We start from the raw sequence: 12,611 nt of genomic DNA, 5'->3' as shown, positions 1-12,611 counted from the left end.
ACGTAAACCCTCACACCGACAGATACTGTTCGCGCACCGCTGCATCGGCAGCAAGTTCGGTCATCGTTCCCGAATAGCGGATGCGGCCCTTTTCGATGATGTAGGCGCGATCCGCCACCATCTGGGCAAAATGCAGGTTCTGTTCCGACAGCAGGACGCAAAGGCCTTCAGCCTTTAACTGAAGAATGGTACGCGCCATCTGCTCGACGATCACCGGCGCCAGGCCTTCCGATGGCTCATCCAGCAGGATCAGGCGTGGATTGCCCATCAGGGTGCGGGCGATGGTCAGCATCTGCTGCTCGCCGCCCGACATACGGCCGCCGGGGCGGTCCTTCATGCGGCCGAGATTGGGGAACAGTTCGAACAGGCGCTCGGGCGTCCAGGTCGGCGCACCTTCGCGCGGCTTCTGTTTGCCGACCGCCAGATTCTCCATCACGGTGAGATCCGTGAAAATGCGGCGGTCCTCGGGTACATAGCCCAGCCCCAGCCGGGCGATCCGATGCGGCGACAGGCGGTCGATGCGGCTGCCGTCAAAGCTGATCTGACCGCTCTGCGCCGTCACCAGGCCGATGACGGATTTCATGGTGGTCGATTTGCCGGCGCCGTTGCGGCCCAGCAGCACGGCCACCTCGCCGGGATGGGCGTTCAGTGCCAGGTCGGCCAGGATATGGGCACGACCATAATAGGTGTGGAGGCCTTCGATGCTCAGCATGTCAGTGCACCTCCCCGAACACGGCGCCGGACCCGAGATAGACCGCCTGCACTTCTGCGTTGCCGCGCACCTGCTCCGGACTGCCTTCCGCGATCAGCTTGCCGCGATTGAGCACTATGATGCGGTCGGCCTGGGCGAAGACCACATCCATGTCATGTTCCGTGAACAGCACGGCGATATTGTCCTGCCGCGCCAGCTTCGCCGTCAGGTCCATGAGCGCAATACGTTCGTTCGGCGCCATGCCGGCCGTCGGCTCATCCATCAGCAGCAGCCTGGGCTGGTTGGCCAGTGCGACGGCCAGTTCCACCCGCTTGAGATCGCCATAGGCAAGAATGCCACAGGGCCGTTCGCTCTGGTCCGCCATGCCGACGCGCGCCAGTAGGGTCATCGCCTCGTCGCGATACATGGTGTTGGCCGGCTTCCAGAAGGACATCAGGCCGTTATGGAAGGACAACAGCGCCATCTGGATATTCTCGCGCACCGTCATCGAGTTGAACGTCGCGGTGATCTGGAAGGTGCGGCCAACGCCCAGACGCCAGATATCGCGCGGGGCCATGCCGACAAGACTGCGACCGTTCAGGGTCACGCTGCCGCTATCGGGCTTCAGCTGGCCGTTCAGCATGTTGAAACAGGTGCTTTTGCCGGCGCCATTTGGGCCGATCAGGGCCAGCAACTCACCGGCCGCCACCGAGAAAGCGACATCCTGCACGGCCTGCACGCCGCCGAAAGACTTGTTGAGACCACTTACGGCAAGGACGCTCATCGCACGGCCTCCGGAGCAGCACGGCGTCGTTGCAACACCCAGCCCGTTGCCTGCTTGAGGAAGCCGGCGATGCCCTGCGGGAAGGCCAGCACGATCACCAGGATCGTCAGACCGAGAATGGCGCGCCAGTAATTGGTGTTCCGTGCGATTTCATCCTGCAGCCAGGTGAACACGGCCGCGCCGGCAACAGGCCCGGTCAGCGTCTGCACACCACCCAGCAACACCATGACCAGGCCATCCACCGAGCGCGAGACCGACAGCGCTTCCGGCGAGATGCTGCCCTTGGAGAAAGCGAACAGGCCGCCGGCCAGGCCAGCGAAAGCGCCGGCCAGGGTGAAGCCGAACCACTGGAAACGCCGGACATTGATGCCGATCGCATCGGCGCGCAGCGGCGAGTCGCGCCCGGCGCGCAGCACATAGCCGAACGGGGCATGCACCATGCGCCACAGCAGAATGATCGCTGCGACGCAGAGCGTGAGGGCAAAATAGTAGAACGCCGTGCGATCCTTCAGCCAGTCGGTCGGCCACAGGCCGATCAGACCGTTCGAACCACCGGTGAAGGCGTCCCACTGGTAGATCACCGACCAGGCGATCTGCGCGAAAGCCAGCGTCAGCATGGCAAGATAGACGCCCGACAGCCGCACGCAGAACCAGCCGAAGACCAACGCGCCCAGGCCACCGGCCATCGGCGCGCCAAGCAGCGCCAGTTCCATAGGCAGCTTCAGCTTGAGGAAGACCAGTGCAGCGCCATAGCAGCCGAGCCCGAAATAGGCAGCGTGGCCGAACGACACCATGCCCGCCGGACCCATCAGGAAATGCAGCGTGGCAGCGAAGAGCGCGAAGACCGCAATATCGATCAGCAGCACCAGCATGTAACTGTCGCTGGCCAGCGGCACCAGCGCGAGGAAGATCACCGCCCCCAGCACGGCGAGCCAGAACGGGCGATTGAGCGGATAGAGCGGCGGTTCGACCATGAAGGCGCCGCGCTGGACGCCCTGCTGCTTGCCGAGCAGGCCCCAGGGCCGCACCACCAGGACAACGGCCATGATGACGAACTCGACCACCAGGGTGAATTTGCTGAAGGAGAATACGGTGCCGAAAATCGTCACATCACCCAGGCCGATGCAGAAGGCCTTGGCCTGGGCAATCAGCAGTGCGGCCAGGAAAGCGCCACCGATCGAACCCATGCCGCCAACCACGACCACGACGAAGGCGTCGGAGATCACGGTGATGTCCAGCATCAGCTGCGCCGGTTCGCGTGGCGTCTGCACGGCACCGCCAAGACCGGCGAGGAAGGCGCCAAGGAAGAAGACACTGGTGAACAGCCAGCTCTGGTTGACGCCGAGCGCACCGACCATTTCGCGATCCTGGGTGGCGGCGCGGACCAGCGTGCCCCAGCGCGTGCGGTTCATCAGCAGCCACAGCAGGCCCAGCACCAGCGGGCCGATGGCGATCAGTAGCAGGTCATATTCCGGGAAGCGCTTGCCCATGATTTCGACGGCGCCGCGCAGGCCCGGCGCGCGCGGACCAAGCAGGTCTTCCGCGCCCCAGAAATAGAGGGCGGCATCCTTGATGACGAGAACCAGGGCGAAGGTGGCGAGCAACTGGAACAATTCCGGCGCCTTGTAGATACGGCGCAACACCAGAACTTCGATGACCACACCGATCAGGCCGACAGCAACCGCACTCAACAGGACGCCGGCCCAGAAATTCGGGATCGAGCCGCGGCCGAGGAAATTGATCAGGCTCCAGGACAGGTAGACGCCCAGCATATAAAGCGAGCCATGGGCGAAATTCACGATCCGGCTGACGCCGAAGATGATCGAGAGGCCGGCGGCCACCATGAACAGCGACGACGCACCGGCGAGGCCATTCATGAACTGGATGACGATATTGGCGAGCAAAGCCTGGTCCCGATCAGAGTCTGGAGAGAGAGAAAGACTCCCGCCGGCCGAAACCGGCGGGAGCATGCAGGCGTGACGTCAGACTCAGTCGGCCGGACGCATTTTGGCGACTTCGGCATCCGACGGCAGGAACTTCGCGCCATCGGCATAGTACCAGTCGGTCATGACACCCTTGCCGTTCTTCAAGCCGAGCTTGCCGACATAGGCACCCATGGTCGACTGATGGTCCTGCGGACGATAGGTAACATCGCCCAGCGGGGTGCTGTGGGTCAGGCCCTTCATGGCCGCCACCAGCTTTTCCATATCGAGCGTGCCGGCCTTCTTGATGACCGCCGCCGCGCTCAGCACGGTGGAATAACCCACGATCGAACCCAGGCGCGGATAGTCCTTGAACTTCGCCTGATAGGCCGCCAGGAACTTCTTGTGCTCGGGCGTAGCGATGTCCTGCCAGGGATAACCGGTGACATACCAGCCCACCGGCACTTCATCTTCCAGCGGATCGAGATATTCCGGTTCGCCGGCCAGCAGGTTGAAGCCTTCCTTGCCCTTGAACAGACCGCGCGTATTGCCTTCGCGGACGAACTTGGTCAGGTCGGCGCCGAACAGCGAGGAGAAGATCGCATCCGGCTTGGCGGCCGCAATCGCATCGGCCACGGCACCGGCTTCGATCTTGCCCAGCGGCACGGCCTGCTCGATCACGAACTCGATATCCGGCTGCTTCTCGAGCATCAGCTTCTTGAACGCGGCCGTAGCCGACTGGCCGTATTCGTAGTTCGGATACACGATGGCCCAGCGCTTTTTCTTCACCTTCAGGGCGTCGGGCACCAGCATGGCCGTCTGCATGTAGGTCGAAGCGCGCAGGCGGAAGGTGTACTTGTTGCCCTGTTCCCAGACGATCTTGTCGGTCAGCGGCTCGGCACCGATGAACAGCGTCTTCTTCTCCTTGGCGAAGCTGGCAACCGCCAGGCCGACATTGGAGGGGAAGGTGCCGATCAGGAACGAGACCTTTTCACGGGTCAGCAGTTCCTCGGCGATGCGCACAGCATCGCCGGTCTGGCCGTTATCATCGCGGCTGATAACCTCGAACTTCTTGCCGAGCAGGCCGCCACTGGCATTGATCTCTTCAACCGCCAGATCCATGCCCTTCTTGTAAGGCTCGAGGAAGGCGGCGAAGACCTTGTAGGAATTCAGCTCGCCCACCTTGATGGTGTCCTGCGCCTGCGCGCCACCTGCCATCAATCCAAATGCTGCCGCACCGAATGCTGCACTCCACTTCAACCAGGTCCTGCGGTTCATGATGTAAGCCCCTCCTGTGTGTGTATTGTGGATTCCGAACGCGTAAATCTGTCCCTATCTCTGGCCGTCCTCGCCTTTGATCTCGTGCACCTGCAATCCGCCAACCCGGGCATGCACACGGCCGCCCGTGCTCATGGCCAGAATGAAGGCGATCTCGTTCTCGCGCGGACCATCGGCGACGCCCCATTCGATGGCGTCGAAATGGCTGCGCACATAGGCCGCATTGATGTGATGCAGGGGAATATCGATCCGCGCCCCCGGTCCGCCGACTTTTGTGGTCGACGGCACGATGGCCTTGGCGTTACCCAGAATCTCACGCATGGAATAACCGCCGGGCACATGCCACAGCGCACCATGCTCCAGCTCGCCGCCCGCACCGATCAGCGCCCCTTTGCCATAGGCTTCGATGGCCCTGGGATCATTGCCCAGCGCCGCGACCAGGCGTTTGGTCAGATCGAGGCCCAGCGGCTTCAGCGCATCCATCATCGGTGTGATGTCGGATTCATAGCGGCCGGCATAGGGATTCTTCACCAGCGCACCGATCGCGCCACGACGCGGCGGTTTGGCGGCCCTGGGGCCGCCCTCGTGGAAAATCTCGTCGGTGATGCAGACGATCTTGCGCACTTCTACCAGGCTCATCCCTGCCCCACTGCTTTCTGATCCCGCGCCAGCAGCGCTTCGCCACCGACAATCCTGCTGTCGCCCTGCAGCGACAAAAATGCGGCCTGAATCAGACCGCTGCGGCGCAAATCTTGCGCGCGCTGCATCCCGGCCGACAAGGCCTCCTCGATGGCAAAAACCGGCAGTGTACCTACAGATACGGTCACCGGCAGCGCACCCAGATCGCTATCGTCCCGCAATGAGTGTGCGGGCTGCCGCTGAATCGCGTCATGCTCCACAGTTACTGCATTGGCGATGATGGTTGCCGCCGCGTCGGCCATGGCGGCGTTTTCCGCCAGCACGGTGACGGCATCGGCAATGCCAAGGGAAAATGAGCGGCCGCGCCAACCAGACGTCGCGATTCCGCGCGATGGCTGTGCGGCGTCAAGACTGGCGATGGCGTCCAGATGCGGCAGATCGGGATTACACACAACCGCGGCCCGCAGGGTTTCGCCGGCGGCAACATGGAACGCGATATCGCCACCATTATTCACATAGGCTCGCGCCAGGTCATTACCGCTCAGCAGTGCCGCCAGAATCTCGTCTGCCACCGAACCGGCCACCGCCGCCATCGGCGTGATGTAGACATTGCGGTAGGGCCAGCAGGCCGCAGCCATACGGCGCGCCACCGGGCCACGGAACAGCGGGTGCGCCGCCACCAGCGGACGACGCAGGTCAGACAACTCCGCCACCAGCACCGACAGGATATCCTGGAACCGCGCCACGGCCTGGTCGTAGCCGCGTGCCACGGCGTCGCGGTCGCCGAAAGCCTCAACGATCAGGTCGATCGGGCCGTGCTGCAGATGCAGCCGGCGGCTTTTCCCGTCGAGCCAGGTTGCGGTGGGCGCCGCGCCACTCATGGCTGCTCCTCCGCCGTGTGTCGCGTGATCGGCCAGGGATTGTCCTGCCGCCAGCTCTGCCGGCTGAGCCGGCCGCCCTGCAGCACATCGCTGAGCTGCACCACATAATCCATATGGCCGCCAAGCGCCGCATAATCAGCCTTGCTCATGGTGAATTCGATAGGCGCGACCAGCGCCGGCGTCGGCACATAGCCAAAGGAATTGTCAGGCATGCGCGCCACATCCACCATGTAGGTGATGCCGCCACCGGGCCAGACATAGACCGGCGCGCCCCCGGAGGTGACACGGGTCAGGCGATCCTTCACCGAGATGGTGAGCCGCACCGGATTTTCGGTCACGCCCGCACGCAAGCTGCCGCCGGCACCGGCCATGAACAGAACGGTGCAGAGGGACGGTTCGCAATTCTCGGCGATGCGGTCGACCACCACACGCACCGGCGCCGGCATCTCGGCTGGCTGCGGCTTGAGCTGGTCATCCAGCACATACCAGGCGCTGTGTTCGCCGGTGGTGGAGACCATCAGCAGCTTCATGCCGGGCCAAGCGGTCTTGGCGTCGATGCTCTCGATAATGTCCAGAGGATCGGAAACATTGGTGCCGCCCCAGCCCAGGCCGGGTTCGGCAACCTGGAAATAGCGGCCCGGCGTGGATTTACGACCACGCACGCGGATGCCGGCCAGCGGCATATCGAGGAAACGGCCGGCCTGGTGTTCGCTCAGCACGCCGGTAATATGGTCGTCGACCACGATCACTTCGTCGGCATGGCCGAGCCACTGCTTGGCGAAGATACCGATGGTGGCCGACCCGCAGCCGACGCGCATGCGCGCCTCGGGCGTGCCATTGACGATGGGCGGCTGATTGGCCTGGATGGTGACTTCGGCGCCGCCGTCGATCTGCACGGTGACCGCCTGCTTGTTGCACAGCGCCAGCATGGCATCGCAGGTGGTGTTGCCTTCCTTCTTGCTGCCGCCGGTCAGGTGATGCACGCCGCCGAGCGACAGCATCTGCGAGCCATATTCCGCCGTGGTGACATGGCCGATAGCCTCGCCGTTCACGCGCACGGCCGCCTGTTCAGGGCCGAGATGCCGGTCGGTGTCGATTTTTACCTTCACGCCACAGTAGCTGAAGATGCCTTCGGTCACCACCGTGACCATGTCGACGCCGTCATGCTGCGACGACACGATGAAGGGCGCAGGCTTGTAGTCCGGATAGGTGGTGCCGGCGCCGATACCGGTGACAAACACGGGTGCCGGGGCGGCGACACTGCCATTCCAGCCTTCGCTGCCGGCCAGGAAGGGGACAACCGTGCCTTCGGAAGCGGCGCGTTCGGTGACCACCAGCGGGTCGACGCGGGTCAGCACGCCCTCGACATTGGCATAGCGGTCGCAGGCGCCGGCCTTGCCGGGACGGATACGACAGAGCACCGGACAGGCATCGCAACGGACGACGTCATCTTTCGAGGCAGTTTCGGCGACGGCGTGGCTCATGCTGTCCTCCTACTCCGCGGCCTGAGGCAGGGCTTTCAGTGCCGCATGCAGGCGATGCGGCAGCACTGGCACCGATGTGACCCGCACGCCAGTGGCATGACGGATGGCGCCGAGGATGGCCGGCGCCGTCGGCACCAGACCCGGCTCGCCCACGCCCTTTGCGCCGAAGGGACCCAGCGGCTCGGCATCCTCGATCATGATCACGTCGATCTCGGGAATATCACCAACTGTAGGAATCAAATAATCGTGCAGGTTCTCCGTACGGCCGGGCAGGAATTCCTCCATCAGCGCCAGGCCTAACCCTTGCGCGATGCCGCCGTGAATCTGGCCTTCCACCTGCGTCGGGTTCACGGCCTTGCCCACGTCATGGGCGGCGATGATCTTCTTCACCTTGACGGTCGCAAGCTCGGTATCGACTTCAACCAATGCCATCTGCGCGGCGAAACCGTATGTGGCATAGGGTACGCCCTGGCCATTGTCGTCCAGCATGGTGGTGGGCGGATCGAAACGGCCCTCGCCCAGCAGCACATCGGCCTTGTCGTTCAGGCGCGGCAAAGCGGCAAGATCGATCCTGCGCACCGCGCCGCCGCCTTCCACGGTCAGATGCGGGCCGTCGAGCTTCAGCACGGCATCAGTCCCGGCATTGGCCAGCCGCAGAATCTGACTGCGCAGATCCTGCGCGGCAAGCTGGGCAGCCTTGCCTGAAACAAAGGTTTGGCGCGAGGCCGAGGTCTTGCCGGCATCCAGCGTCTTGTCGGTATCGCCCATCACGTAATCGATGCGATCCATGGTAACGCCCAGCGCATCGGCCACGATCTGCACGAAGATGGTGTTCGACCCCTGCCCGATATCGACCGCGCCGTTGTAGAAGAACACGCGTCCATCGGCGCGCAGGGAAACCTGCATGGTGGAGGGATTGGAAATCGAGGTATTGCCCAGGCCATACCACATGCAGCCGATGCCGATGCCGCGCCGCACATGCTTGCGGCGCGCATTGAAGGCCTCCACCTCGGCCGCCAGCGCTTGCCATTGCGGCCGCAACGCCGCGATGCATTCGGCCAGGCCGGCGGAATGCTCCAGCTTCTGGCCGGTGGCGGTCAGGTCGCCGGCGCGGATGGCGTTGATGTAGCGCATTTCCAGCCGGTCCAGCCCCAGTTGGGCAGCTAGGTCGTCCATCAGGGTTTCATGCGCGATGGCGGCCTGCGGCACACCGAAGCCGCGGAAGGCGCCCGACGGCGGCGCATTGGTGAACAGCGCACGGCTGCGGTTCTTCACATGCGGCACCAGATACGGCCCGGTCGCATGCACCGGCACGCGGTTGGCGACCGTCGGGCCCCAGCTTGCATAGGCGCCGGTATCGAAATCGGCATGGGTCTCGACCGCAGTGAGACGGCCGGTCTTGTCGGCGGCGAATTTCGCCGTGATGCGCGCCGGGTGCCGCTTGGTGCTGGAGGCCATGCTTTCCGGTCGCGTGTAAATGCAGGCCACCGGCTTGTCCAGATGCCAGGCCGCCAGCGCAATCAGCGGCTGCACGGCCACGTCCAGCTTGCCGCCGAAGCCGCCGCCGCAGGCGGTTGGCACGATCCGCACGCGATCCGGCGGCAACTGCATCACGCCGGCCACTTCGTCGCGATCCATATAAGGCGCCTGTGTCGAGGCATGGATTTCGATGCGGTCGCCGATGCGCACCGCCCAGCCGGCCTCCGGCTCGATATAGGCATGCTCGACAAAACTGGTCTGGAACAGGCCTTCAGCGGTGGCGGCGGCTTCGGCAAAGCCCTGGGCCACATCGCCCTTGGTGACATTGCCGCGGATCAGCACGTTTTCAGGTTTGTCGGCCTGCACCAGCTTGGCGCCGGGCGCGGCGGCGGCAATCACGCCGCTGACCGGCTCGTCCGGAGTATAGACGATGGGCAGGTCTTCCGGCTTTACGGCTTCGATGGCCTCGCGGCTGCCAACCAGCGCCACCACGGTCTCGCCCTTGTAGCGCACCAGCCCATCGGCGATCACCGGCTGGTCCTTGGTCTCGAAAATGGCAAAGCCATTGCGCGGAACGTCGGCGGCGGTGAAGACCCGCGCCAGACCATATTTGCGGATGGCATCCGAGAAATCGCCCAAGGTGAAAGTCGCGCGGGCATGCGGGCTGCGGATCGCCCGCAGCCACAGGGCGTCATGCGGAATGTAATCGGCGCCGTATTTCTCGGTGCCCTCGACTTTCGCAAGGCCATCGACTTTCAGGGTCCGCGCACCGACAGCCCGGCCCATCTCGGGATTCTCCGGCAGGTCCGGCGTCCGTGTGGCATCCAGCACGGCTTCGACGATCTTGCGATATCCGGTGCAGCGGCACAGCACGCCGCCAATGGCATCCCGCACCTGCTGTTCGCTGGGTCTGGACACTTCGGCCAGCAGTTCCGTAGCCGACATCAACATGCCCGGCGTGCAGATGCCGCACTGCGCCGCGCCATGCTTGAGAAACGCCGTCTGCAGGCGCGACAGGGCGCCATGGGCTTTCAGGCCTTCGACCGTAACCACCGGGCGCGCCGCAGCCTGCGCCACCGGTGTCAGGCAGGCGCAAACCTGTTTGCCTTCCAGCAGCACCGTACAGGCGCCGCAATCGCCGGCATTGCAGCCGACCTTGGTGCCGGTCAGCCCCAGATCGTCGCGCAGGACATCGCTCAGGCGCTTGCCCGGCGAGCCGTGATAGCTATGCGGTTTGCCGTTGACGATCAGGCGCATCGCCTCAGCCCCCCTTTTTGCCAAGCGCGGTAAGCGCACGCCGCACCAGAATCTCGGCGGCCTCACGCCGGTATGCGCCGCTGGCCCGCAGGTCATCGATGGGCGTCAAGGCGTCGAAATGCTCGGGCTTCACACGATTGGCCAGCGCACTGTTCAGGCGCCGCCCCGTGAGTTCGGATTCCAGCGCGACCAGACGCTGCGCCACGGCGGAACAGGCGCCGACCGCCACGCTGGCACCCGCCACCACATTGCCTTCGGTTTCCAGCACAATGGCGATCATGGCAATCGAGATGACCAGGTATTCCCGCGCGCCCAGCTTGAGGAAAACGCTCTGGGCCTCCTTCTTCGGCTTCGGCACCAGCACGGCAGACAGCAATTCCGCGGGTTTCAGCACCGTGCGACGATTGCCGGTGATGAAGTCACCGATCGGGATTTCGCGCCGCCCAGCCGCGCTGCGCAATTCAATACGGGCGCGCATGGCCAAGAGTGGCGGCACGCTGTCGGCCGCCGGCGATGCATTGCAGAGATTGCCGGCAATCGTGGCGGAATTCTGAATCTGCACTCCGCCAATCTGGCGCGCCGCCTGCCGCAGCGCGTCGAACAGCGGCGGCAGATCGGCAACGATCAGCTGGCTCCAGGTCGTGGTGGCGCCCAGCCGCCAGCCGTCGTCGGTTTCGCTTATGCCCTGCAGATCGGGGATGGCGGTGACGTCCAGGACATCTTCGTCCAGAGCGCGGCCGACACGGGCGGGATAGTAATCCGTGCCACCGGCCAGAATGGCGGGTCCGGCCGCATTCAGATTGGCGGCACTAAGATGATCCAGCGCTTCGGCCAGGCTTGTCGGACGCAGATAAGACGCCATCGGTGTTGGGGCCTCCCGTCGGCATACAAACGCCACGCCCACCCCCGCAGGCCACATCGTTCGTACGCATATGATGCTGCGTCGCTGCCTCGAAAGAGTCAACGTCAAAATATGAGCATCGCCTGCCCTGAAATGCGGCAATGCAACATCGTGGTTTTGTACGCGGAAACCCTAGGTGAGACGCTTGAGCAGTGCGACGAACTGCTGCTGCTCGGCCGCCGAAAGCGGATCGAGCGTGGCCTTGCTGACCTTCGGGCCATTATTCAGCAGGCGGGCGACCAGGTCGCGACCCTGTGCTGTCAGGCTGAGGCAGCGGCGGCGTTTATCATTCTTGTCTGGACGATGCGAGATCAGCTTGCGGCCGGTCAGACGACGGATCACGCCCTGGATAGTGGCAGGATCCATCGCGGTCAGACGGCCGAGATGATTCTGCGACAGCTCCCCCATCTCATGGAGTTTCACCAGCGCCGCATATTGCGTGGGCGTCACCTGGGCGTCGCCGATCATGGCCAGAAAGAGGGCGGTATGGCGCTGGTGGGCACGACGGATCAGATGGCCGACCTGGTCTTCCAGCACATAGCCATCCGGCATCGCAGCGGGTTCAGCCTTGATTTCCGGTTTGGCATTCATACTGGCTCACCCTTGCGTAACGCCGCTGCCCGTCACCTTATCTAGAAGCCGCGATCCGGCCAAGGTTTTCCGGTGCCGGCCCGTCGCAACGTATGCACAAGCCGGAGCGGTAAAATGGCGCGGCGTCAGCACCTCGGCGTCAGAGCACCTTGGTTGTCGCTTCCACGCCACGCGAGATCAGCGCCAGGCCGCGTGAACTGGTCTCGACCACCGTGCAGGAACAATAGTCGGGATTCAGCACCACCACGCGCTCATCGCTCATGGCCGCGCCCAGGGCCGCGTTGATCACCATGAAATGCGTGAAGATGATGGTGTCGCTGCGGCACGACTTCAGCATGCCGATCAGGCCCTCGCGCCAGGCGCGGATGATCGGAGGCTGAGCCGGATATTTCTGGGCAGCGATCTGCTGCAGCCATGGGCCGCGCGCGGCCAGACCCTTTTCTGCAATGTCATTGGGCGTCGGGATTTCGGTAAAGGCCGCACTGACCTCCGGCACCACGCCCCAGCGATTGGCCAGCGGCATGGCAGTTTCGCGCGCCCGCTCCATCGGCGAGGTATAGATCGGCATCGGGCCGAGCGACTCCAGCTCCAGAGCCAGCTCGACGGCCGCTTCCTTGCCCTCTTCCGACAGACCGGGATCGGGGTCTTCATCAAATCGTGCCGCTGCCTTGGCATGCCGCACCAGATACAACCGCGCCATTGTT

The 12,611-nt window shown here is 64.0% G+C and carries 11 protein-coding genes; all 11 read right to left on the bottom strand.

All coding sequences use genetic code 11. The annotated features are described in order from the left end of the window. Nucleotides 1–10 precede the first annotated feature (10 nt). Nucleotides 11–712: an ABC transporter ATP-binding protein gene (locus AC1ROT_RS18405; RefSeq protein WP_493000738.1), complete on the bottom strand. Its 702-nt coding sequence runs from the start codon at nucleotides 710–712 to the stop codon at nucleotides 11–13. A gap of 1 nt (nucleotide 713) precedes the next feature. After that, nucleotides 714–1,475 carry an ABC transporter ATP-binding protein gene (locus tag AC1ROT_RS18400; RefSeq protein WP_492971094.1) on the bottom strand — a complete coding sequence of 254 codons (762 nt, stop codon included), beginning with the start codon at nucleotides 1,473–1,475 and terminating at the stop codon, nucleotides 714–716. Continuing rightward, on the bottom strand, nucleotides 1,472–3,379 hold the full coding sequence (locus tag AC1ROT_RS18395; RefSeq protein ID WP_493000737.1) for an ABC transporter permease: 1,908 nt from the start codon (nucleotides 3,377–3,379) through the stop codon (nucleotides 1,472–1,474). The genes AC1ROT_RS18400 and AC1ROT_RS18395 overlap by 4 nt, the downstream gene beginning before the upstream one ends. A gap of 84 nt (nucleotides 3,380–3,463) precedes the next feature. Then, the gene (locus tag AC1ROT_RS18390) at nucleotides 3,464–4,675 is read right to left on the bottom strand and encodes an ABC transporter substrate-binding protein (protein WP_492971096.1); all 1,212 of its coding nucleotides are present in this window, start codon (nucleotides 4,673–4,675) and stop codon (nucleotides 3,464–3,466) included. 54 nt (nucleotides 4,676–4,729) lie between these two features. Continuing rightward, on the bottom strand, nucleotides 4,730–5,314 hold the full coding sequence (locus tag AC1ROT_RS18385) for an amino acid synthesis family protein (protein ID WP_493000735.1): 585 nt from the start codon (nucleotides 5,312–5,314) through the stop codon (nucleotides 4,730–4,732). Further along, on the bottom strand, nucleotides 5,311–6,195 hold the full coding sequence (locus AC1ROT_RS18380) for a UPF0280 family protein (RefSeq protein ID WP_493000734.1): 885 nt from the start codon (nucleotides 6,193–6,195) through the stop codon (nucleotides 5,311–5,313). The genes AC1ROT_RS18385 and AC1ROT_RS18380 overlap by 4 nt, the downstream gene beginning before the upstream one ends. Next, nucleotides 6,192–7,679: a 6-hydroxynicotinate reductase gene (locus tag AC1ROT_RS18375; RefSeq protein WP_493000733.1), complete on the bottom strand. Its 1,488-nt coding sequence runs from the start codon at nucleotides 7,677–7,679 to the stop codon at nucleotides 6,192–6,194. The genes AC1ROT_RS18380 and AC1ROT_RS18375 overlap by 4 nt, the downstream gene beginning before the upstream one ends. Nucleotides 7,680–7,688: 9 nt before the next feature. Then, nucleotides 7,689–10,415, bottom strand: coding sequence for a molybdopterin-dependent oxidoreductase (locus AC1ROT_RS18370; protein ID WP_493000732.1), 2,727 nt, complete (start codon nucleotides 10,413–10,415; stop codon nucleotides 7,689–7,691). A gap of 4 nt (nucleotides 10,416–10,419) precedes the next feature. Then, complete coding sequence (locus tag AC1ROT_RS18365; protein WP_492971101.1) at nucleotides 10,420–11,277, bottom strand: FAD binding domain-containing protein; 858 nt, start codon at nucleotides 11,275–11,277, stop codon at nucleotides 10,420–10,422. Nucleotides 11,278–11,448: 171 nt separating this feature from the next. Further along, entirely contained in the window at nucleotides 11,449–11,907 is a 459-nt protein-coding gene (locus AC1ROT_RS18360) for a MarR family winged helix-turn-helix transcriptional regulator (RefSeq protein WP_492971102.1), read from the bottom strand. A gap of 139 nt (nucleotides 11,908–12,046) precedes the next feature. Then, nucleotides 12,047–12,607, bottom strand: coding sequence for a histidine phosphatase family protein (locus tag AC1ROT_RS18355; RefSeq protein ID WP_492971103.1), 561 nt, complete (start codon nucleotides 12,605–12,607; stop codon nucleotides 12,047–12,049). Nucleotides 12,608–12,611 lie beyond the last annotated feature (4 nt).

The sequence above is a fragment of the Ferrovibrio sp. GW821-FHT12E11 genome, assembly GCF_058806975.1.
The sequence above is the reverse complement of the archived record's forward strand: the minus strand, read 5'-3'. Positions and strand labels throughout refer to the sequence as shown.